The sequence below is a fragment of the Acinetobacter sp. CIP 102637 genome (assembly GCF_000368425.1).
Classification (GTDB): Bacteria; Pseudomonadota; Gammaproteobacteria; order Pseudomonadales; family Moraxellaceae; genus Acinetobacter; species Acinetobacter parvus.
Map to the genome: position 1 here is coordinate 925,171 of NZ_KB849435.1, position 22,436 is coordinate 947,606.

The following is a 22,436-nucleotide window of genomic DNA, read 5'->3' on the forward strand; positions in this document are numbered from 1 at the left end:
TATCACTTATAAATAAGCTTTTAGTTGTTCAAACAAGTGGGACCACCTCTATTTCCACTTGCCCCACATGATGATAGACACGGTTAAAATAAACCAGTCCCTGCTCCTGCTGACTTTGTTGAATTGCAACAATACGGCAGATAAAAATACTATGTGTGCCCACTTCCTGAATTTGCTCAATCTCACAGTCAAAGCTAACTAAAGCATCTGTTAAAATCGGTGAACCTGTTTCCAGTTCTGTCCAAATGGCTTGTTTAAAGCGCTCTTCTGGACTAATTTTAGAGGAAAATGCAGTAGAAAGATGTTGCTGATGTTCAGCCAATACATTGACACTTAGGATTTTATTTTCGATAAAATGAATATGCGAACTCGCAGCTCTATTCATACAGACCAATAAAGTCGCAGGACTATCCGATACACCACACACCGCAGATGCAGTAAAACCATAACGACCAGACATGCCTGCCGTAGTCACGACATTGACCGCACTTGCCAATAAAGACATTGCATTTCTAAAGTCTATTGCTTCAATCATCATTTTATTCCCAATAAAAATGACCTGTTTAATCCTAACCAGCCATTAAACAGGTCACTTTTACATCATGTTCTCAATTCTAAATTATTTGCCCAAAATTTCTTTTCGAACGATTTCCGCACCTGCGCTTAACGCATGCAATTTGCCTCTGGCAACTTCACGAGATAATGGTGTCATACCACAGTTGGTTGATGGATAAAGCTTATCTGCATCAATAAACTGAAGTGCTTTACGCAAGGTATCTGCAACTTCTTCAGGTGTTTCAATGCTGTTGGTTGCCACATCAATGGCCCCGACCATGACCTTTTTGCCACGGATCAGCTCAATTAAATCCATTGGCACACGTGAGTTCTGACATTCCAGCGAGACAATATCAATTTTAGACTGTTTCAGCTTTGGAAAAGCTTCTTCATATTGTCGCCATTCTGAACCCAGCGTCTTTTTCCAGTCGGTATTGGCCTTGATGCCATAGCCGTAACAAATATGTACCGCTGTTTCACATTTCAGGCCTTCAATTGCTCGCTCAAGGGTCGCAACACCCCAGTCATTCACCTCATCAAAGAACACATTAAATGCAGGTTCATCAAACTGGATAATATCCACACCCGCAGCTTCCAGCTCTTTAGCTTCTTCATTAAGGATTTTGGCAAATTCCCACGCCAGTTTTTCACGGCTTTTATAATGGGCATCATACAGCGTATCAATCATGGTCATTGGACCTGGCAATGCCCATTTAATTGGTTGTGTGGTGTGCTGACGTAAAAACTTGGCATCTTCCACAAAAACTGGCTTTTGACGAGAAACAGCATCAAATACAGTCGGGACACTGGCATCATAACGATTGCGGATTCTGACCGTTTCTCGTTTTTCAAAATCAACGCCATGCAGATGTTCAATAAAGGTGGTGACAAAGTGCTGGCGGGTCTGCTCACCATCACTAACAATATCAATGCCTGCATGGAGTTGTTCCTGCAAGGATACCAGCAACGCATCACGTTTGCCTTGGATCAGGTCATCGCCCTCTAATTTCCAAGGCGACCAAAGTTTCTCAGGTTCTGCAATCCAAGATGGTTTCGGCAAGCTACCCGCAGTTGAAGTCGGTAATAATATTTTCGTCATGATCAATCATCTTTTCTATAAATTGGTGAATTTAAGCGGCTTCGGTTTTATCGGTGTAGTTCGCAGCCCATTGCTCAAGGATATTTTGGTATGGCTTGATAAAATGCTCTTCAGTCCATTTGCCTTGTTCAATCGCCAATCGGCTACGTTCTTCACGGTCATAGACAATTTGCGTCAGTGAAAAATCCTGATAGTTCAAGCTTGGTTGATAGCTTTGTGCTGCTACCGAATTGGCATTGTAAATTTCAGGGCGATAAATCTTCTGAAAGGTTTCCATGGTGCTAATCGTGCCGATCAGTTCAAGATCGGTGTAGTCACTCAGCAAATCACCATGATGATAAAATGCCAAAGGTGCAACACTGTTCGGTGGCATGAAATAGCGAACCTGCAAGCCCATTTTTGCGAAATATTCATCAGTTAAGGAATAATCATTCTGCTGATATTCCACCCCCAAGATAGGATGCTGATTGGCAGTGCGATGATAAGTCTTGGTGGTTGAAACACTGAGACAAATCACAGGTGGTTTACTGAAATTATCTTTATAAGATTTTGAATTTAAAAAAGACTTAAAGATTTTACCATGAAGCTCGCCATAGTTTTCTGGCAGGCTAAATTTGGCTTGATCCTTGTTATGTTCTGGCAATAAGACACTAAAGTCATAATCGCGCACATAAGAGGAAAAATTGTTGCCAACAATGCCTTCAATACGTTTATTGGTTTTATGATCAACAATATTGGTTTTCAATATTTCAATGGTTGGGAAAGTCTCACCATTACCTTCCACATCAATATCAACCGAGATGATGTCAAGCTCAATCGAATAGCGATCCGCTTTAGGATTATCCCAATGTGCCAAGGCATTGAAACGATTGTCAATCATTGTTAGCGTGTTGCGCAAGTTCTCCTCACGACGCTCGCCTCTAGCTAAATTCGCAAAGTTGGTTGTGATACGTGTATTGTCTGAGGGACGGTAGTTTTCATCGAAACGAATACGCTTAATCGAAAATGCAAACTCATTGCTCATTGTGATCCACCACTCTAAATTCTACGATAAAACTTGAATGATGTGATTTATACCGAAAGCATCACATGAATAAAAACGAGTTAATTTCATAGAAAAGTGAATTTAATTCATGTTTACCCATTCTATAGCTTTCAGCCTTGTAAAATGAAATGACTTCATCTTGGGCTGAGAAAATATCAGCTTATTCACCCTTTTTGGCTGATCCAAATTGCTAAGATATTCACTCTTCGCTTATCCTATGGATATTGGCAAAGCGATTTACACGACCAATGCGATTGAATCATTGAACAGCGTTATCCGCCATGCAACCAGGAAAAGAAAAATCTTCCCAACCGATGATTCCGTGAAAAAGGTAGTATATTTAGCAATTATGGCAGCAAGCAAAAAATGGACGATGCCCATGCAGAATTGGAAAACTGCCATGAATCGCTTTAGTATCATGCTTGAAGAGCGTGTAACCAAGTATTTTTAAAATTGCATTTACACAGAATTATTTACACCCTCTAGCTTATATATTTATTTGGATATCTTTATGAAATGTCAATAGACCTTAATCTTTCTATTCTTTATTCACCACCTTATAAATCATTTTCCCCATTTCGTGTGCTTGCAAACCCCTCATACCATTTTCAGCCAGTAAATCCCCTGCTTGTGCATGCAAACTCACAATTTCATGCAATGCAACTTGCTCATGAAATTGTGCTTTTAAAGTGGCAATCATCCCTGCCAGCACATCACCCATGCCCCCTGTTCCCATCCCTGCATTACCCTGTGTACAGATAAATAATTCATCTTCTAAAATCAGGCTACCTGCACCTTTAAGCACCCATTGCCCTGCATATTTTTGTTGTAAATTATGAATCGCAACAATACGATCTTGTTCAACATCAGCAGGCTTGCAACCCAATAATGTCGCTGCTTCACCAGAATGTGGAGTTGCGTAAACATGAGGATTTAATTGTTGCGGATGTTTTGCCAAAAACCACAACCCATCTGCATCTAATACCACTTCTAAATGTGAATTTTGATTAAGTAAATTGAACCACTCTAGATAAACATGCTCTGCCCATTCATCTCGCCCTAAGCCCATCCCGAAACATACGGCATCAATTTGAGTTAATAGGTGTTGGATCGTTTTTTCATCTAAGGCATTAATATCTCGCACCATAATATTCGGTGAACGCGCCAGAATAGCTTGATGATGTTTGGCATGACAGACCACACTGACTTTCCCTGCTCCAGCATGAAACGCTGCTTCAGCAGACATAATCACCGCTCCGCCCATATCCGTATGACCACCAACGACAAGCACATGCCCATAACTTCCTTTATGTCCAAAAGCTTGCCGTTTCGGTAATACAATTTTTTCAGATGATAGATATGCAAGTGGTTTTAATTCTGTATCAATTGGGATCAAGCTAACTAAATGCAGCTTTCCCACATATTCCTTGCCTTGACCAGTAAACAACCCTGCCTTATAACCTAAGATTGTAAAGGTTTGATCTGCCTGAATTGCACAGGGTAAAGCCCGACCTGTATTGGCATGTAGTCCGCTCGGAATATCAATAGCAATCTTTAAACCAATCTGTGAGTTAAATAAATGGATGATCGATTGCCATTTTTGATCTAGCATTCGATTGAGACCAATGCCAAACAGAGCATCAATATGACAATCAAAAGTTGGTATTTCTTGGTGATTCGCATTTTCCGACAATAAATAATCGATACTTTGAATATCAACTCGATTTAACAGTGCATATTGTACGGCTTGTTTTAAATCTAAAGATTGACCGAGTTCAGCTGCATAAACCGTGATGTGAAATCCATGTTGCTTTAGAAAAGCAGCGATATAGTAACCGTCACCTGCGTTATTGCCTTGTCCGCACCAAATTGCGATCTTTTGAATTTTATTTTTATTAAATGGTTCAATTAACTGTTGTGAGATTGTCCAAGCTGCTTGTTGCATCAGTCCTAAAGATGAATTTTGCTGCGCAAACCAACGCTGCTCCCATGCTTGAATGCTTTGGCTATGGTAAACTGAACGTTGCATGTTATCCCCTAATTATTGGTTTATGGCTTCAACCACATCCTCTGGAAAATCACTTGATAAAATTGAGCTTCAGCAGTTTGATCCTCAAGAACTTAAAACATGGATAAAAACTCAAGCTTTAGACTTGGGCTTTTCTGATTGTGTCATTGCCAAACCTGATGCTCAAGATCAAATGCCACGTTTTAAAGAATATTTAAAACGTGGTTATCATGCAGATATGCACTATTTAGAGGAAAATCTAGAAAAACGTGCTGATCCAACATTGCTTGTACCTGGAACTAAAAGCATTATTTGTGTGCGCATGAACTATCTTGTGGCATCACCTAAGCCCCGTTATGTACCATTTGAACCAAATTCAGCCATTATTGCACGCTACGCGCGTGGACGTGACTATCATAAAGTCATGCGTGGTCGACTTAAAACCTTAGCCAGTCGTATTAAAGAAAAAGTGGCCGATTTCGAATCACGCCCTTTTGCGGACTCAGCACCTATTTTTGAAAAATCACTTGCCGAAAGTGCAGGCATGGGATGGACAGGAAAACACACCTTACTCATTCATAAAAAATCAGGTTCATTCTTCGTTTTGGGTGAGCTATTTACTTCGCTTGACCTCCCTTTTGATCAACCTGCAACAGCCCATTGTGGCTCATGTACTGCTTGCATCGACATTTGCCCAACACAAGCCATTGTTGAGCCTTATATGTTGGATGCAAGGAAATGTATTGCTTACTTAACTATTGAATATAAAGGAATCATTCCTGAAGAGTTACGCTCAGGTATAGGTAATCGTATTTTTGGTTGTGATGATTGTCAGTTGATTTGCCCGTGGAATGGCTTTGCTAAAACCGCGTTAATTCCAGACTTTGACCCAAGACATAGTTTAGATGACATTAGCTTGTTAGAGATCTGGCAATGGGATGAAGCGACTTTTCTTGCAAAAACAGAAGGTAGTCCAATTCGCCGCACAGGCTATCAATCCTTTAAACGGAATATTGCAATCGGCTTAGGAAATGCTCCATACTCGGCTGAAATCGTGGGCCAATTGCAAGAAGCAAAAGCTCTACACGATGAGATTGTCAATGTACATATTGAGTGGGCAATTCAACAACAATTGCAGCACATAAACGTACCTGAATAGAAAAATGATGTTTTTTGCCCTTTGGCTTTGGCACGATTTCTGTATGATTAATCTCAATGTTTGTAATCAATCATCATGGATATAACAATGACTTTACGTAATGACTGGACTCGTGATGAAATCCAAGCTTTATATGATCAACCTTTTCTAGACTTAGTATTCAAAGCACAAAGTGTTCATCGTGAGCATTTTCAGCCAAATACCATTCAAGTCAGTACACTGCTTTCAATCAAAACAGGTAAATGCCCAGAAGATTGTAAGTATTGTTCTCAATCTGCACATTACGACTCAAAACTAGAAGCAGAAAAGCGTATTGCAGTAGATAAAGTCATTCGTGAAGCACAAACAGCAAAAGATTCTGGTTCTTCACGTTTCTGCATGGGCGCTGCTTGGCGCAATCCACACGAACGAGATATGCCTTATGTGTTAGAAATGGTTCGAGAAGTAAAAGCACTCGGTTTAGAAACTTGTATGACTTTAGGTATGCTCAATCAGTCACAAGCTGAACGCTTAAAAGATGCTGGTTTAGATTATTATAACCATAACCTTGATACCTCTCGTGAATACTATTCACATATTATTAGTACGCGTACTTTTGATGATCGTTTAGATACATTAGATCATGTACGTCAAGCGGGTATGAAAGTTTGTAGTGGCGGGATTGTCGGTTTAGGCGAAAGCCGTAATGACCGTATTGGTTTACTGCATGAGCTTGCAACCATGCCTGTTCACCCTGAATCTGTGCCAATCAATATGCTGGTTCCGATTGAAGGCACACCACTTGCCGATGTTGAAAAGCTGGATGTGACCGAATGGATTCGTACCATTGCGGTTGCGCGTATCATTATGCCGCACAGTTACATTCGTTTATCTGCGGGTCGTGAGTCACTCAGCGATTCTGATCAGGCATTGGCATTTATGGCTGGGGCAAATTCACTGTTCTCTGGCGATAAGCTTCTGACCACACCAAATGCTGGTGAAGGAAAAGATCAGGTCTTGTTTGCCAAACTGGGTTTAACAGCAGAAAAACCGAAACCAACTGTTGCTGAACTCTCTGTAGATGCTATGAGCGCATAGATCAAAAAGCTGTTTCATGAAAGTGGAACAGCTTTTTTTAATTTTGTTCAGCATTTATAAATTGTCTCTGTACACGACAAATTTCACAGAACCCTTATCCTATCAGGCTTCTGCTTTCTTAAAATTGCCAGAATTTCCTTAAGCTCTTCTTTTTTCCCAAAACCAATTAAACGCTGAATCGCCATTTGAACATAGTCTAGCCCAGTGAATACACTCTTGTTCAGTATCCCTTGTGCAATACTCTCTTTTACCATTTATCATAATTGATGTGGACCAACTATTTCCACGCTGTCTAGGTTTTGGTAATTTCATTGCTGTCACCATTATTGTAAAGTTATGTTAAAATGACCACAACGTTTTATTCAAAGCGTTCTGACCCATTTTTGACACAAATATATCTTTATTAGCAGAATTAAATGCAGCAAATAAAGCAAACGAAAGGCATAAAAAAAGACCTACAAGTCTTTGAAATGCTTGTAAGTCTTTGATTTATCTTGGTAGGTATATCCAGACTCGAACTGGAGACCTCTACGATGTCAACGTAGCGCTCTAACCAACTGAGCTATACACCTAGAATGAGAAGTATAATATTCATTTTTCAGCGTGTTCACAAGTTTTTTGGGACTGTTTGAGTGCAATTGCGCAGTCTTTAAGCAACTTCCTGAATTGATGAATATCGGAACCATTCTTTTGTTCTAAAAACACGATTTTTTGATATAACACAATTACTTTTTCAAATGGTTGTTGATCCTCAACAAGTAACGACAAACGTTTGATCCAGCTATGGAAAGTTTCAGCAGGATATTTTTGCAAATGTTTCGGTAACTGTTTTTTAAATTTAAAAATGATACGTTGATATTGCTGTTGACGTCTGCTTTGTCTCCACCAATAAAAACCAACGTAAAGCATTAAAACACCACCGATTCCTAAAATGAGAACCACAGCATAGCCATAGCTTGAATCCAGCCCCAGTCGAGCCAACCAGTTTTTCTGTTTTTCGGCATCATATCCTACGACTTTGCTTTGCCATTGATAACTTAAATAATCGCTCCAGATACGCATATTTTTTAATAATTTAAACTGCTGAACACGCCAAGCCTGTGTTTGATTATCGCCCCAAACTGTTTGATCTTCTGCCAGATAATCCTGCATCCCAGTATCAATTCGTTGTGGGGCAATCATTGCAGTCGGATCAATTCTTTTCCATTTGCCATTCAGATAAACCTCACTCCAGGCATGCGCATCCAGTTGACGAACCTCCCAGCTTTGACCATCAGGTGCAAGTTGCCCACCCTGATAACCTGTTACCACGCGTGCAGGTATTCCAACATAACGCATCAGCATGACAAAACTGGAGGCATAATGTTCACAAAAACCTTTTCGGCTGGAAAACAGGAATTGATCGATACGATCACCACCTAAAGTGCCTGGTGTCAGGGTATAAACAAAGCCATTTTTACGATACCAGGACAGCACTGATTCAATGTATTTTTCAGATTGCTGCTGACTCTGCTCAAACAGCTCATGCGCCAATTGCTGGGCTTTTTTATCACTGCCCTCTTTAAACCTGATACTGAATTCAAGTTGACGTGGTGACAAAGAAACAGCTTCTGTTGAGGTTCTTCCCAACCATTGCATTTGAATGGGTTGATTACGTTTAATCAATCGGGTTGGTCGAATACTATCATCCTGATAAAGCTGTAAATAACGTCCCTGAGGAACTGAATATTCCAAACCCATAATCCAGTTTGCCTGTTCATCTGCAGGCAAATATTGGTATGGCACACTATGGGAGGTAGACTGTATATTTTTGACTTGCTGATTAAAAAAACTACTGGTCCAGGTGGTGCCATCATATTCATCCAGCACCAAAGCACGCCAATATAATTCATTGCGACTTGGCAACTGATACATATTCGCGACCACACGAAAAGCCAATGCCGAGGACTGCGAAAGCTCGGCAATATCCCCAGGTGACATGCGGTCACTAATCCCTGTGGTTGCCCGATCTTTCTGAATTGGAATTGACCACAGAGGAGGCAGACGTGGGAAGAAGATAAACAGTAAAATAAAGAACGGCGTTGCAATACCCACAAACTTAAAAATCTGTTTAATGTCCTGTTTCAACTGGTTTGAGGATATTGTGTTATTGTTAAATGAGCTGGTCTGAATCCGATACAATCCCATCAGGCACATCACAAATGATGCAAATACAAGTACCGCCATCCAGAATGCCTGACTGTGCAACAGTAAGCTCGCACTGACGAATAAGGCAAAGTTGAACACGATCAGCAGATCACGGGTATTTTTAGCCTCCAGACTTTTGGCAAATAAACAGGTGCTTAAAAATGCGACTCCTGCTTCTACTCCCAGTAAAGTTTGATAATTTAAATAAATAAGACCTAAAGACAATAAAGAGAAAAAAACTAAAAATAAGCGTGGAAATGGTGAAATTTTTTGTTTTCTATATCGCCAGACCAGTGTTAACCAAACCACACCCCATAATCCACTTAGGGTGACTGGAATAAAGGCGACTTGCCCCATCAAGACAAATGCCAGTGCAGCCAAAATACAGAAATAGATTTGCTTGGTCATCATTAAGCCTGCGCCAGTAAAAGTTTAGCCTTGATGAGCTGTGATTGCCCTTGTCCACTTTCCAATCGCGCATGTGGCAAAATCACCGCGTAGTCATCACCCAACTGTTCACATTGCTCAATCAAGCCCATCATGAAACTGAGCTTTTCTTCATGCCCCTGTGCTGGAATCTGTTGATAATCAATTTCCAGATGTTGATGGTTGGCCTGGGCTTCAAACATCTTGATAAAAAATCCCTGCCCACGTGCAACCTGCTTCCATGCAACATTTTGATAGGAATCGCCCTGCTGAAAAGCCCTCAATTCCTTAAACTCATCCAGACTGTCATTCACATTTGTGGTTTGGTGTTTATGCTCTTTCTGCCAGTCATGGGCTTTGGGTGCAATCCAGACTTTTTGTTTGGGATATAGGTAAGTCCAGGCGCGTACCAGCCCTAAAGGATAGGTGGAATAGATTTTTACTGAGTCTACATCGTAGATACCCCGTTTTTGCGGAATAACTGGTAATTCTAAAGTTTGTTGAGCCTGCTCAAGAAAAAAAATCTGTTCCTGTTGCTGCCATTGCACACGCAAATATCGGCTATGATTTACTGGCTGTTTAAACAGCAGCTTGAGCATTAAAGCCTGTTCAACCTGTCCAATTTCTGGGGTTACAACCTCAATGTGTAAGCCATGCAACTGCTTAAAAGTCAGGTAAAAACTAATACATAAAATGGCACTGATTAAAAAGCAGAATCCTAAAATCAGGTTATTGGCATAGTTAATCCCAGCAATGAAGGTAATCAGGATCAGAATGAGATATAAAAAACCCTGTTTATAAATGAAAACCAAAACATCTTTCTGCAACAGTATTTTAGTACCATCCACCTGAAAGCGTTTTGCAATCCACTGCTGTACTCGCTGCCTAAGTCCATTCTGCATAAGTCACTCTCAACTATAAGGTATCAACTGACTGCAAAAGCTGTCTCACCTCAACCTCTCCCAGACTTAAACGATGCGCAACCACCGCCACAAAAACCGTTTGCACATCATCGGTTGTGACGAAGCTTCGCCCCTCAACCAGTGCATAGGCTTGGGCTGCCGCCTTGAGCGCCAATACGCCACGGGTAGAAAGTCCATGCCGTTGCTTACGGGTTTCAGCCGCTAAATCAAGAATATAATTTAACACTGCATCACTGAGAAAAACCTGTTTTGCCAATTCACGTAAATGCAGAATATCAGCCTGATTAAATACAGCATCCAACTGATGAATTAAAACCTGACGTGAGCTTTGTTGTAATAGTAATTTTTCTGCCTGCCGTGATGGATAACCCAAGGATAAACGCATGAGGAAACGGTCAAGCTGCGACTCAGGCAAGGCATAGGTTCCACTTTGAAACAGCGGATTTTGGGTCGCCAACACCCAGAATGGCTGTGGCAATTCATAATGAATCCCATCTACCGTGACTGCCCCCTCTTCCATTGCCTCAAGCAAGGCACTCTGTGTTTTGGGGCTACAACGGTTAATTTCATCAGCCAGCAAAATTTGGGTAAAAATAGGACCTTTCTTAAATTCAAATAAATGTTCTTTTTGATTAAAGATATTGATCCCGATGACATCACTTGCCAGCATGTCATTGGTAAACTGAATACGCTGAAAATGCAGTCCAGCTAAACGCGCCAGTGCACTGGCCAACGTGGTTTTTCCCAGACCTGGTAAGTCTTCAAACAATACATGGCCTCCTGCCAATAAACAGGTTAGCGCTAATTTAGTTTGTTGTGGTTTATCTAAAATAAGTTGATTCACTTCAACCAAAAAACGCTCGATTTTCTGAGTAAAATTTTTAATATTTTGCTCTACTTCTTGATTTTTTTGTTGTTTTTCTTGAATAGAAGCTTTTTCCATGCCCCACATAACGCAATCCCCAAACTAAAACAGTGCATGATTCAACATACACTGTTTTAGGTTTTTTTCAAAGAAATCAAAAGATTTCTAGCAAGGACATTTCTTCATATTACCGCCTGCTGACGGATAACGCGCATCGATACAATGCCGATAAAAAGTCTTGGCATCCATTGGCGTTAAATCTGGATGATGTTGCTTCATGTGAGCCAGATAATTCTCATAATCAGGGACACCGACCATCAAGCGAAAACTTTTTTGCAGGTTCTGCCATAAAACCGCAATCCTCGACCAGTTTTTGGGCGAAAAAATCAGGTGTTTTTGTGACAAGATCGTGAATTTAATAATCTTCACAATCACAGCACTTCCTTGCCGAGCAATTTTAAAATCCATACCTACTCTCCCTTGATGCTATTCGCGGTCATCGGTGTTTCTGAATAAACTGCGGGTGCCTCATTGACAGTAGGTACAGAACTTTGCAATGCACGGCGTACAATTCCAATTGAGGCAATTACCATCACAATCGCCACAATCATAAAGAAGCCACACAATGCGGCATTGATCTGATTGGACATAACAATGGTCTGCATTTCAGCAACAGTTTTGGCTGGAGCAAGCACCTCACCACGTGCAATCGCGTCAGAAAAACGGTTGGCTTGTGCAAGGAAACCAATCTTTGGATTTTCATGGAAAATCTTTTGCCAACCCGCGGTCATTGAAGTAATGAACAGGAAAATTGTTGGGACAATGGTGACCCAAACATATTTCTCTTTTTTCATCTTGAACAAAATGACTGTACCCAAAATCAATGCCATTGAGGCAAGAATCTGGTTACCGATACCGAATAGCGGCCACAATGAGTTAATCCCACCCAGTGGATCAACCACGCCCTGATAAACAAAGAAGCCCCACCCTGCAACCGCAACAAAAGTTCCGACCAGATTTCCAAAGAATGAGCTGGATTGTTTCACCGCTGGCACTACGATGCCGACCGTATCCTGTACCATGAAACGGCAGGCACGTGTCCCTGCATCCACCGCAGTCAAAATAAATAAGGCCTCAAACAGAATGGCAAAATGATACCAGAAAGCCATCATGGAACGGCTATTGAATATTTCCGAGATGATGTGTGCCATCCCAATCGCAAAGGTAGGCGCACCGCCTGTACGAGACAGGATTGAACTCTCACCCACTTCATGCGCCAGCACCGTCAGCATCTCAGGTGTAACGATAAAACCTAGATTACGCACGGCTTCCGCAGCCGTATCCACTGTGGTACCCAGAACTGCCGCTGGGGCATTAATCGCAAAATAAACACCAGGATCAAGCACGGTTGCACAAATCATTGCCATTATCCCAACGCCAGATTCCATCAACATGCCACCATAGCCAATCATGCGGATATTGACTTCATTATCAACCAGTTTTGGGGTTGTTCCAGAAGAAACCAGTGCATGGAAACCTGAAATCGCACCACAGGCAATGGTAATAAATAGGAAAGGAAATAAACTGCCTGCAAATACAGGACCCGTACCATCAATAAAAGGAGTCACAGCAGGCATTTTCAGGTCAGGCATGGCAAAGATAATCCCAACAGCCAAACCTGCAATCACACCAATTTTAAGGAAAGTGGATAGATAGTCACGAGGCGCTAACAATAACCACACAGGCAATACTGACGCAATAAAACCATAAATGATCAGTGCCCAAGTCAGTTGAGTTCCAGTTAAGGTGAACAATTGCCCCCAGTAAGGGTCTTTTGCTACATCACCACCAAAGACAATTGCGGCCATCATCAGCACAAAACCAATGATGGATACCTCTGCAATTTTTCCTGGGCGTAGGTAACGCATATAAATACCCATGAACAGGGCGATTGGAATGGTGGCGGCAATACTAAACACACCCCATGGACTATGTGCCAAGGCTTTTACAACAACTAAAGCCAATACCGCAAGGATAATGATCATCACGCCCAATGTACCGAGCATGACAATAACACCTGCGAAAGTGCCGAGCTCCTGCTTTGCCATTTCACCCAAGGAACGACCATCACGCCGTGTTGAAATAAACAGAACCAGAAAATCCTGCACTGCTCCAGCAATCACCACACCCACCAGAAGCCAGATTGTTCCAGGTAGGTAACCCATCTGCGCTGCTAGAATTGGTCCCACCAACGGCCCTGCACCCGCAATGGCTGCAAAGTGATGCCCGAATAAAACGTACTTATTGGTCGGGACATAATCCAGACCATCATTTAAGCGATGCGCTGGTGTTAAGCGTCTGGGATTTAACTCAAATACCTTGTTCGCAATAAATAAGCTATAGAACCGATATGCAATGCTATAAACACAAACCGCAGCGAGAACCAGCCAGACTGCATTGACATGCTCACCGCGACTCACCGCCAATATCCCAAATGAAATTGCCCCGACTATGGCAACCAAACTCCATAGGAGTTTTGAGGGAAGTGTTGATTTTGCTTGAGTTGTCTCCATTCAAAACCTCTCCAATACATAACTTGTGGTTATTTTGATTTCCCTTTCTCTATTTTCTGTAGAAAAATATCTTTGTTAGTCTAGCTTTTATCAAAAATTATTTATCTAATACTTTGGCATAAAAAAAGGGATGATTCTTCATCATCCCTTCGATAATCGTATGTTTTGTGTTTAACGATTATGCACGCTCTAAGTAATCACCTGTACGCGTGTCTACACGAACACTTTCTTCCTGCTGTACGAACAATGGAACACGCACCACAGCACCTGTTTCAAGTTTCGCTGGCTTACCGCCACCGCCAGAAGTATCACCACGTACACCTGGATCAGTTTCAACGATTTTCAATACCACAAAGTTCGGTGGACTCACAGTTAAAGGTACGCCATTGAACAACATGATGGTACATTTTTCATTTGAATCGTCTTTTAACCATTTCGCAGCATCACCCATTGCGGTTTTGTCAGCAGCGATTTGCTCGAAAGATACAGGATCCATGAAGTTCCACATTTCGCCATCGTTGTAAAGGTAATCCATCTCAACTTCCACAATATCAGCGGCTTCCAGAGAATCACCTGACTTGAAAGTTTTTTCCAATACCTTACCAGAACGCAGGTTACGCAGTTTCACACGGTTGAACGCCTGACCTTTACCTGGTTTTACATATTCGTTTTCCATGATTGAACATGGGTTGCCATCAAGCATAACCTTGAGGCCTGCTTTAAAATCATTTGTAGAATAATAGGCCATGAAAGGCGCACTCCAAACTTAAAACTCAACTCTATTAATGCTAGACTACACGTACAGGCATAGTCCTCACACTATTTTTAACGTATGGCATGATAAACTATTTACATCAAGAGCAAAACTGGCAATCACAACTGAGTGACCTCATTACTGATCCTCTGGAGCTGTTAAATCTACTTGAGTTATCCACCGATCAGCTATTATCAGGGGCAATCCTCGCCTCTGAAAAGTTTAAATTGCGTGTCCCGCGTGCATTCGTCGAAAAAATGAGCATTGGCGATCCACTTGATCCGCTGTTGCTACAAGTCCTCCCCCATCATCTAGAACTTGAGGAACATCCTGAGTTTGTCACCGATCCACTGGGTGAAGAGGCAGCCAACCAGATGGCTGGCGTTCTACATAAATATCAGTCCCGTTTTTTACTGACCTTAACAGGTGCATGTGCAATTCACTGCCGTTACTGCTTTCGCCGTCACTTTCCCTATCAGGAAAATTTGCCTAAAAATGATGACTGGCCACATATCAAACAATATATTGAGCAAAATCCGCTGATCAATGAAGTGATTTTAAGTGGTGGCGATCCACTGACGCTTTCAAATCGAAAAATTTCACTTTGGCTGGAGCGTCTTGCCTCCCTCCCACAGATTAAAATACTGAGAATTCATTCACGTGTTCCCATCGTTATTCCAAATCGAATCGATGAAGAGCTGATTTCCATATTAAAAAACAGTAGGCTACGCATTGTAGTAGTGATACACTCAAATCACGCAGCTGAACTTGACGACTTTACTTGCTCAAAGTTATTACAGTTATCAGAACACCATATTACAGTGCTAAATCAGGCAGTTTTATTAAAAGGTGTGAATGATTCTGCAAAAACTTTGCATGAGTTGAGTTTCCGTTTATTTGAAGCCAGAGTAATGCCCTATTACCTGCATGTTTTGGATAAAGTCAAAGGGGCTCAGCATTTTGATTTAAGATCTTCAGAGATAGATCAGATATACAGTGATGTATTGGCAAGTTTACCAGGCTACCTGGTTCCAAAACTTGTGAGGGAAATTGCGGGCGAAAAAAATAAAACACCGCTTTTTGGGGTTCAAACGTTCTGAGATTGATAACACAATGATGAATAATGCTTTTTCGGATATATTTCAAATTCCAACTGTCTTGAGACGGGATAAACTCAGCTTTTGCGACACCAATTCAAAAAGCTTGAATAAATGGATTTCCAACCTGTCCATCATGCAGTTGGGCGATACCTCCAAAGCACTATTTGCAGCCCTGTTGGAACTCAGCGAACTTGAGTGTTCTGAGACACTGCGTTTCGATCTGGTACAAATTTTACATCCCACAATTGAAAATGTACTGGGTAGTCTGGAAAAGAACTTTTTTAATCAGGGTGTCATCAGTTCAGACCGTAATGAACACATTATTGAACTGGCCATGTTGTTACGCTGTTATTTTGCGGCTATCTACATCAATATCGTGCGTCGCAGCAGTGACCAGCTCGATAATCAGAAATTTTCAATCTTTGCACTAAACCAGAAAAAGAACTTACAAACCGCCAGAACACTGGCAACTTTTCAGGCATTGCAGCAACTGACCCAACTTCTCTATCAGCAACATATGCTCTATAGTGAACCTGTTGCAGGACAATGGCTGATTTCCCATCAACTTTATGAGGCTGCACTCACCCATAAATACCACCAGACCAATCTGGAACAGATTCAGGGCAGTAAACCCAACTCTCTCAGCAATATTTCCCAGGCCTATGCCCAACTAATTTTGATGGATATTTTTAATACCAATCAAATTCGCCAGTCTGAAATTCAGGCATTGTTCCAGTGTAGTTTTGACTGGGCAAAAATGCTTCAGATTCTGTCTAAAGAGACTGACCTGACCAAGTATGTGGTGGACACCAGCAAAGACCACCCACCCATCTACAATAAAAAGCAAAGCTCAGGGTTTAATCCCAATGTTTTTATCAGTACCAATACCCTGCTGGACCATGTCACAGCAACCTTGCATAAAAATGCTGAATATATTTCCAAGAATGAAAAAATTTACCTGACTCCTGCACTCAAGTTTCATGTTCAGACCATTCTTGGAACCACAGCAGAACGCCGTCATGAACGTTATGAATATTCTGCCCAGTTGCATATCTGTTTTGGTTTGCTAACCGCACACTTTTATCTATCTAAAGCCAAAAATTTTGATGAGACCTTGTTACTGGAGCATCACTTCAATTTACAAAACGAATCGAGATTTATGTCCTCATGGGATAAAAAGCTTTCTGGAAACAATGAGGAATCGAGCATCCAACGCCTAAGCCGTGAAAGCAAGGTCGTTTACCAATCCGACATACTGGATATCAGTGTCAATGGTTACCGCATTAAATGGTCAGGAGAAGCCCCTAAAAACTTAAGAACAGGTGAGTATATTCTTGTAAAAGAAACATCACATGGCCACTGGCGTGGCGGCGTGATTCGCTGGCTTAAACAGTCAACCGAGAAAAGTCTGGAACTGGGATTAGAGGTTCTTGCTCAGGAAATTTCCCCATGTGCTGTACGCATTCAGGCCGATCGGCATGTCAGCAACTACCATCCAGCACTTTTATTAAAAAACCAGAATCTGGATGAAACCAAAACAACTTTAATTTTACCTGGTTCACAAATTTTTCGGGAACAACAGGCGATTCATTTAAGATTGGGGAAAGAGGAAGTAAAAGTGTACTTATTAAACGCACAATTAATTACCCAGAGTTTTGTTCAATTTGATTTTGAACTGCTAAATGAAGATGAACAGTCCATTCTTCATAAATTCATGGCACAAAATAATATGGATACCAATGATCAAGATTTATGGGAAGCATTGAAGTGAGAAATTCTTTACTCTCTAAAAAGTTAAAACGAACTGAAACCCGCTTACTCATTATTGATGATAACCAGTTACGTTATAACCAGATTCTGGAGTTATTCGCCAATCAGGAGCATCAGGTTAAGGCAACCTTGCTTGATGACCTCAAGACATTTGAAAAGCAACTGAATCTTCCCTGGGATATGGTTATTTTTGGACGTGCGTACGACCTAAAGATTGAACAGACTCTTTCAGTGATTCAGGCATCCTCACAGCCTAACCTGCCTGTACTGTTACTTGAACCAGATGACTACAAAGCTGATCAATATCAGACGTATATCCATAAAGGGATTTATGATGTCCTAAATCTTAAATCACCTGAAAATTTTTATATCAGTATTATTCGAGCCCTGTCCTATAGCCGCTTGGTTCAGGCGGAACACCGTCTGCTCAGTGAACTGGAAGCGGCTCAAACTCAGGCGCAGTCACTGGTTGCAGAAACCCATAAAGCGGTCGCAATTTTGCAGGAAGGCATTCATATTACGGCCAACACCGAATATGCACAGCTTTTTGGATTCAGCAATGCAGACGATTTAATTGGCCTACCCATTCTGGACGTTTTGCAGCCTGAAGAACTAGGTCAGTTTAAACTGCGTTTTAAGAAAATTTCACAGGGACAGTTCGAACAAGGGCGATTTGAACTTCGCACCCAAAACCCAAATGTAAAAAATAGTGCATTACAGGTTGAGTTCCTTCCTTCAGGAAATGAGGATGAAATCCAGCTGAACATCGAATGTGAGTCCACCATTCAGTCTTCAGCGACAATACCAGCCGTTACTTCTTCTGAAAAAATTTCAGGCTTGAATAGTGCACTGCAACATATCAACCGACAGCTTGCAAACCACCCAGCCAATGCCAATGCACTGGTTTTATTTAGCCTTAACAGCTGTCCAAACGAAGTATTCCAGACTGACTGGCGTGCCACCAAAACCTATTTCTCCAACATTGCAGGCTTTATTAAGGAGCAGCTCAATGTTCCTGTCTGTCAGGTGGACCATGCGCTTTATGTTGCGCTGTTTCAGGCAGAATCAACCCATGTACTCAACTCACTTCTGATTGGGTTGAATAGTCTGCAAAAACCGCAGTTACTGGTAACTGAGAATTATACATTCCCTCTTCACCTAAAACTGGGCTACAGTGAGCTTGCCCAGCCAATTGCGGATGAAGCCAGTTTTGAACAGATCCTGAACAAGGCATTCTCACTTGGTTTGCCAACCATTGATGGCCCAAAAATTGATGCAGATATTGGTTTAACAACCGAACAGATTCCAACCAATGTAGAGCTAAGCCTGTTACAAGAACTCAGGCAAAAACTGGATGCAGGCGATATCCATCTGAAATACCAGCAGCTTTATGACAAGCAGGATCAACATACCCATACTTATGAAGTGTCGGGTGGTTTTATCCATAACAATCAATGGCAGGATATCGCTGATCTGGGTGATTTAAAGGATGATCCTGAATTATCAGTTCAACTGGACCGCTGGATACTGGTTGAGGCATGCAAGCAGTTGCATAACTTTATTACCCAGTATCCTAAAGCGAAATTGATTGTAAACCTCAATCACCATATCTTGTTGAATGACAAGAAACTGCCTGAGCTGGTTGCCAAGTTACTCACCATTGTTGGTAGTAAACAGGCTTACCCACTGATTCTGCAATTCTCAGAACAGGCCCTACAGCAGAACCTGTCTCAGGCACAGCCACAAATTGCCTTACTGCGACAACATGGGGCAGAGATTTCCATCCGTGGTTTTGGCGACTCATTGTATAGTGACAGCATACTTCAACAGATTGATACCCAATATCTCAGCTTCCATAGCAAGCTGGCAAAAATGCTGGGGTCTGAAAAACAGATGGCGGCACTACAGGAAAAGATTCTACACTTTATTGCCCAAAAACCTGTTGAGATTTTCCTGACTGAACTCAATGATATGAACCAGTTTGCCAATGCATGGAATGTAGAGGCCCGTTTCCTACAGGGTAACTATTTCCAGAAGAAACTGGACCGTTTAACGGACGTGCAAGACCAATAAATTCACATAGGCGTATTCAATACGCCCTATATCTAGAAATTATAATCATAAAAAAAACGGGCATATTGCCCGTTTTTTGTTTTCTTGATATTAACGCTTGATAGAACGCGACATACCAGAGAAACGTTGCTTGAATTTGTCGATACGACCACCAGTATCCACATTCTTTTGTTTACCAGTATAGAATGGGTGGCAAGCTGAACATACGTCAAGGTAAATTGTTTCTTTACCAAGCGCAGAACGAGTTTCGATCACATTACCACATGAACAGGTAGCAACTAATGTTTGGTATTTAGGGTGAATATCGGCGCGCATGGTCGATGCTCCTATTTAGCAAGAAAGGCTTAAGCTGTTATCGCAATTGATCACTCTCAACATGAGGAAAGCTAAGTGTTTTCACACTCGCAGATCAACACCACAACAGACCATTTCTTTTGACTCACCGAGACTCCAGGTCAGAGCAAAGCCAACAAGTGGCGAATATTATACACCAATAAATTAAATTTTGCGAACTATTCCCGACCTGATTTTGACCAGTGATTGGCGATCACCCCACACACCATCAACTGAATTTGGTGGAAAATCATAATCGGCAACACAATCATCCCCAATGGCTGTCCAATAAACAGGATTTGTGCCATCGGAACACCACTGGCCAGTGTTTTCTTGGAACTACAAAAGAAAATGGTGATTTGATCAGCACGGTTAAAGCCCAGCCATTTTGGCAGATATATAGCAAGCAACATCACCACAGTCAACAAAACAGAACATGCAACTGTTAAATAAAGCAGCGTCAAGCCACTCACTTGATGCCATAAACCAGCAACTACGGCACTACTGAAAGCACCGTACACCACCATCAAGATGGAACCCTGATCAAAAGCCTTTACCAGACTCGGCAGCTTGAGCATATAAGGAAAAATATAAGGACGTAATAACTGACCCAAAATAAAAGGAACCAGTAACAATAAGGTGATTTGAATGATCGACTTGGTTGGATCAAAACCATGCTGGCTTTGCCCGAGAATAAAATAGCTGACCAAAATTGGCGTAATAAACATGCCAATGATATTGGAAAAAGATGCGCTACACACTGCCCCAGCAACATTGCCCTTTGCCATTGAGGTAAATGCAATGGAGGACTGTACTGTTGATGGCAGGAAGCACATAAACAGGAAACCCCAATACAACTGCTGACCTAAAAGAGGTTCCAAAATGGGTTTTGCCAGTAACCCAATGGCTGGGAAAATCACAAAAGTAAAGACAAATACCAAGGCATGCATTTTCCAGTGCAACATCCCCTCAACCACTGCTTCACGTGAGAGTTTTGCACCATGTAAAAAGAACAGGATAGCAATTGCGACAGTTGTGAGAATATTAAAATAATGTGCAAGCTGACCTGATACTGGAATAAAGGTCGCCAATATCACCATTGTAATTAATAATATTGTAAAACGATCCAATGCCAATAATTTCAACATAATAATTACGCTCACTGCTAAAAAAATTCTGAATCTAAGATATTTTTTTATTCAACAAGTATATAAAATAAAAAAACATTTTAATTCAACACAATATAATAAACCTCTTGCGAAAGTAAAAACTGACTTAATATAGATTTCATGAAATATCAGAAATTAAACCGTTTTTCAGATTCTGAATTCAAGCGCTTGGTTGGCGTACCTCGACCAGTTTTCAGTGAAATGGTCGAAGTTTTAAAAGATGCAGAATCACTTAAAAAGAAATCAGGGCGTCCTTATACTTTAGCTATAGAGGATCAATTATTATTAACACTCAATTACTTACAAAATTATAACACTCAATTGGAATTGGTGGCAAATTGCCATATCGCTGAAAGTAATGTGAATCGAACTATTAAAAAGGTTGAAGATGCATTAATGAAATCAAGGCGTTTTACCCCGCCAAAACGAAGCATTACAACAGCAGACGAACAGTTTAGCTGGTTCATTATTGATGCGACAGAATGTTCAATAGAACGCCCCAAAAAAAATCAGAGTAAGTTCTACAGTGGTAAAAAGAAGAAACATACGCTAAAAGCCCAAGTGATCTATCATCCGAAGAGCAAACAAATCATAGGAGTAGATATATCGAATGACAGTCAGCATGACATTAAATTGGCAAGAAAAACGGCTAAGAAATTCAAACATTGTGAATATGTTATGACCGATTTAGGGCATTACGGATTAGAGCAAGATGGATTTAAATTATTGATACCAATCAAAAAAAAGAAAAATTTCCCATTATTTAAAGTTGAGAAAAGGTACAATAAAATGATTGAAAAAATACGAGTTGTAATCGAACATACTAACTAATAGTCAATTGGAAAGATTTAGAATACTCAGTAAACGCTATCGAAATAGACGGAAAAGATTCGGTTTACGCATTAACTTAATCGCTGCACTGGTGAACTGGATGAACTTGCAATAACGACTTTCGCAAGAGGTCTAATCGAGCCTGTAAATAATTTGACTTTTTTCACTAATCACAATAGACTTTTTACTTTAGTCAAATTTTAAGCAGTCGAAAGCCATATTTTTGGGGTTTTAGCCAATTAAAAAATTAGATAAAACTATACTTTCGCAAGAGGTCTAATAAAGTTCCGTATAAAAATTCTAACGTTTTTATAACACTTCAGCTCTATTACAGTACGAAGAGAGCATATTATGTATATATCTAAAACACTTTTGGCGACTATTATCGGAACATCTCTTATATTAAGTGGATGTAATGATGGTAATGACCCAACACCAACACCAACACCAACACCAACACCAACACCAACACCAACACCAACACCAACA

The 22,436-nt window shown here is 41.0% G+C and carries 18 protein-coding genes, 1 tRNA gene and 3 pseudogenes; 8 read left to right on the forward strand and 14 right to left on the reverse strand.

What is annotated here, in order from left to right; genetic code table 11:
• Positions 1–28: 28 nt before the first annotated feature.
• From F967_RS07455 to F967_RS07465, 3 genes are all read right to left on the reverse strand, one after another.
• Positions 29–535, reverse strand: a complete 507-nt coding sequence (locus F967_RS07455; protein ID WP_010589514.1) for a flavin reductase family protein — start codon at positions 533–535, stop codon at positions 29–31.
• Positions 536–619: 84 nt separating this feature from the next.
• Entirely contained in the window at positions 620–1,654 is a 1,035-nt protein-coding gene (locus tag F967_RS07460) for a methionine synthase (RefSeq protein WP_004682099.1), read from the reverse strand.
• Between the two features lie 31 nt (positions 1,655–1,685).
• Entirely contained in the window at positions 1,686–2,678 is a 993-nt protein-coding gene (locus tag F967_RS07465) for a DUF1852 domain-containing protein (protein ID WP_004799130.1), read from the reverse strand.
• A gap of 220 nt (positions 2,679–2,898) precedes the next feature.
• Between F967_RS07465 and F967_RS07470 the strand changes: the two are divergent.
• Positions 2,899–3,150: pseudogene (locus F967_RS07470) on the forward strand (transposase); the annotation flags it as partial.
• Positions 3,151–3,237: 87 nt separating this feature from the next.
• Here F967_RS07470 and F967_RS07475 read toward each other — a convergent pair.
• Complete coding sequence (locus F967_RS07475) at positions 3,238–4,728, reverse strand: bifunctional ADP-dependent NAD(P)H-hydrate dehydratase/NAD(P)H-hydrate epimerase (RefSeq protein ID WP_004769363.1); 1,491 nt, start codon at positions 4,726–4,728, stop codon at positions 3,238–3,240.
• A 22-nt stretch (positions 4,729–4,750) separates the two neighbouring features.
• Here F967_RS07475 and queG point away from each other — a divergent pair, with 22 nt between their 5' ends.
• Together queG and bioB are read left to right on the forward strand one after the other, a co-directional pair.
• Positions 4,751–5,866: a tRNA epoxyqueuosine(34) reductase QueG gene (gene queG / locus F967_RS07480; protein ID WP_004799132.1), complete on the forward strand. Its 1,116-nt coding sequence runs from the start codon at positions 4,751–4,753 to the stop codon at positions 5,864–5,866.
• Positions 5,867–5,953: 87 nt separating this feature from the next.
• Entirely contained in the window at positions 5,954–6,943 is a 990-nt protein-coding gene (bioB, locus tag F967_RS07485) for a biotin synthase BioB (RefSeq protein WP_004799133.1), read from the forward strand.
• An 83-nt stretch (positions 6,944–7,026) separates the two neighbouring features.
• On the opposite strand, the pseudogene F967_RS14180 reads toward bioB, so the two are convergent.
• The 8 genes and pseudogenes from F967_RS14180 to efp form a co-directional block, all read right to left on the reverse strand.
• Positions 7,027–7,152 (reverse strand): annotated as a pseudogene (locus F967_RS14180) (IS4 family transposase); the annotation flags it as partial.
• A 286-nt stretch (positions 7,153–7,438) separates the two neighbouring features.
• Positions 7,439–7,515: transfer RNA gene (locus F967_RS07495), tRNA-Val, on the reverse strand.
• Positions 7,516–7,534: 19 nt separating this feature from the next.
• Positions 7,535–9,538 carry a transglutaminase TgpA family protein gene (locus F967_RS07500; protein ID WP_004799134.1) on the reverse strand — a complete coding sequence of 668 codons (2,004 nt, stop codon included), beginning with the start codon at positions 9,536–9,538 and terminating at the stop codon, positions 7,535–7,537.
• A gap of 2 nt (positions 9,539–9,540) precedes the next feature.
• Positions 9,541–10,458: a DUF58 domain-containing protein gene (locus tag F967_RS07505; protein WP_004799135.1), complete on the reverse strand. Its 918-nt coding sequence runs from the start codon at positions 10,456–10,458 to the stop codon at positions 9,541–9,543.
• A gap of 13 nt (positions 10,459–10,471) precedes the next feature.
• Entirely contained in the window at positions 10,472–11,431 is a 960-nt protein-coding gene (locus F967_RS07510) for an AAA family ATPase (RefSeq protein ID WP_004799136.1), read from the reverse strand.
• Positions 11,432–11,509: 78 nt separating this feature from the next.
• Complete coding sequence (locus F967_RS07515) at positions 11,510–11,812, reverse strand: YbdD/YjiX family protein (protein ID WP_004799137.1); 303 nt, start codon at positions 11,810–11,812, stop codon at positions 11,510–11,512.
• A gap of 2 nt (positions 11,813–11,814) precedes the next feature.
• The gene (locus F967_RS07520) at positions 11,815–13,917 is read right to left on the reverse strand and encodes a carbon starvation CstA family protein (RefSeq protein WP_004799138.1); all 2,103 of its coding nucleotides are present in this window, start codon (positions 13,915–13,917) and stop codon (positions 11,815–11,817) included.
• Positions 13,918–14,095: 178 nt separating this feature from the next.
• Positions 14,096–14,665, reverse strand: coding sequence for an elongation factor P (gene efp, locus F967_RS07525; RefSeq protein ID WP_004652839.1), 570 nt, complete (start codon positions 14,663–14,665; stop codon positions 14,096–14,098).
• Positions 14,666–14,754: 89 nt separating this feature from the next.
• Between efp and epmB the strand changes: the two genes are divergently transcribed.
• The 3 genes from epmB to F967_RS07540 are packed head-to-tail and all read left to right on the forward strand — an operon-like array spanning position 14,755 to position 19,614.
• On the forward strand, positions 14,755–15,771 hold the full coding sequence (gene epmB / locus F967_RS07530; RefSeq protein ID WP_004679395.1) for an EF-P beta-lysylation protein EpmB: 1,017 nt from the start codon (positions 14,755–14,757) through the stop codon (positions 15,769–15,771).
• A 13-nt stretch (positions 15,772–15,784) separates the two neighbouring features.
• Positions 15,785–17,542, forward strand: a complete 1,758-nt coding sequence (locus tag F967_RS07535) for a hypothetical protein (protein WP_004799139.1) — start codon at positions 15,785–15,787, stop codon at positions 17,540–17,542.
• On the forward strand, positions 17,524–19,614 hold the full coding sequence (locus F967_RS07540; protein ID WP_004799140.1) for an EAL domain-containing protein: 2,091 nt from the start codon (positions 17,524–17,526) through the stop codon (positions 19,612–19,614). The genes F967_RS07535 and F967_RS07540 overlap by 19 nt, the downstream gene beginning before the upstream one ends.
• A gap of 90 nt (positions 19,615–19,704) precedes the next feature.
• Here F967_RS07540 and rpmE read toward each other — a convergent pair whose 3' ends face one another.
• On the reverse strand, positions 19,705–19,929 hold the full coding sequence (gene rpmE / locus F967_RS07545; protein WP_004679402.1) for a 50S ribosomal protein L31: 225 nt from the start codon (positions 19,927–19,929) through the stop codon (positions 19,705–19,707).
• A 197-nt stretch (positions 19,930–20,126) separates the two neighbouring features.
• Positions 20,127–21,095 carry a bile acid:sodium symporter family protein gene (locus tag F967_RS07550; protein ID WP_004761187.1) on the reverse strand — a complete coding sequence of 323 codons (969 nt, stop codon included), beginning with the start codon at positions 21,093–21,095 and terminating at the stop codon, positions 20,127–20,129.
• Positions 21,096–21,236: 141 nt separating this feature from the next.
• Between F967_RS07550 and F967_RS13785 the strand changes: the two are divergent.
• Both F967_RS13785 and F967_RS14520 read left to right on the forward strand, forming a co-directional pair.
• Positions 21,237–22,062, forward strand: a pseudogene (locus F967_RS13785) (IS5 family transposase).
• 236 nt (positions 22,063–22,298) lie between these two features.
• A partial coding sequence (locus tag F967_RS14520) for a hypothetical protein (protein ID WP_004799141.1) occupies positions 22,299–22,436 on the forward strand: 138 nt, incomplete at its 3' end.

Coding starts and splice junctions, on each gene's coding strand:
- F967_RS07540 (WP_004799140.1), top strand. CDS start 17,524: ATGGGAAGCATTGAAGTGAGAAATTCTTTACTCTCTAAAAAGTTAAAA.
- F967_RS07475 (WP_004769363.1), bottom strand. CDS start 4,728: ATGCAACGTTCAGTTTACCATAGCCAAAGCATTCAAGCATGGGAGCAG.
- F967_RS07455 (WP_010589514.1), bottom strand. CDS start 535: ATGATTGAAGCAATAGACTTTAGAAATGCAATGTCTTTATTGGCAAGT.
- F967_RS07500 (WP_004799134.1), bottom strand. CDS start 9,538: ATGACCAAGCAAATCTATTTCTGTATTTTGGCTGCACTGGCATTTGTC.
- queG (WP_004799132.1), top strand. CDS start 4,751: ATGGCTTCAACCACATCCTCTGGAAAATCACTTGATAAAATTGAGCTT.
- F967_RS07550 (WP_004761187.1), bottom strand. CDS start 21,095: ATGTTGAAATTATTGGCATTGGATCGTTTTACAATATTATTAATTACA.
- F967_RS07515 (WP_004799137.1), bottom strand. CDS start 11,812: ATGGATTTTAAAATTGCTCGGCAAGGAAGTGCTGTGATTGTGAAGATT.
- F967_RS07460 (WP_004682099.1), bottom strand. CDS start 1,654: ATGACGAAAATATTATTACCGACTTCAACTGCGGGTAGCTTGCCGAAA.
- F967_RS07465 (WP_004799130.1), bottom strand. CDS start 2,678: ATGAGCAATGAGTTTGCATTTTCGATTAAGCGTATTCGTTTCGATGAA.
- F967_RS07510 (WP_004799136.1), bottom strand. CDS start 11,431: ATGTGGGGCATGGAAAAAGCTTCTATTCAAGAAAAACAACAAAAAAAT.
- F967_RS07535 (WP_004799139.1), top strand. CDS start 15,785: ATGATGAATAATGCTTTTTCGGATATATTTCAAATTCCAACTGTCTTG.
- efp (WP_004652839.1), bottom strand. CDS start 14,665: ATGGCCTATTATTCTACAAATGATTTTAAAGCAGGCCTCAAGGTTATG.
- rpmE (WP_004679402.1), bottom strand. CDS start 19,929: ATGCGCGCCGATATTCACCCTAAATACCAAACATTAGTTGCTACCTGT.
- bioB (WP_004799133.1), top strand. CDS start 5,954: ATGACTTTACGTAATGACTGGACTCGTGATGAAATCCAAGCTTTATAT.
- epmB (WP_004679395.1), top strand. CDS start 14,755: ATGATAAACTATTTACATCAAGAGCAAAACTGGCAATCACAACTGAGT.
- F967_RS07520 (WP_004799138.1), bottom strand. CDS start 13,917: ATGGAGACAACTCAAGCAAAATCAACACTTCCCTCAAAACTCCTATGG.
- F967_RS07505 (WP_004799135.1), bottom strand. CDS start 10,458: ATGCAGAATGGACTTAGGCAGCGAGTACAGCAGTGGATTGCAAAACGC.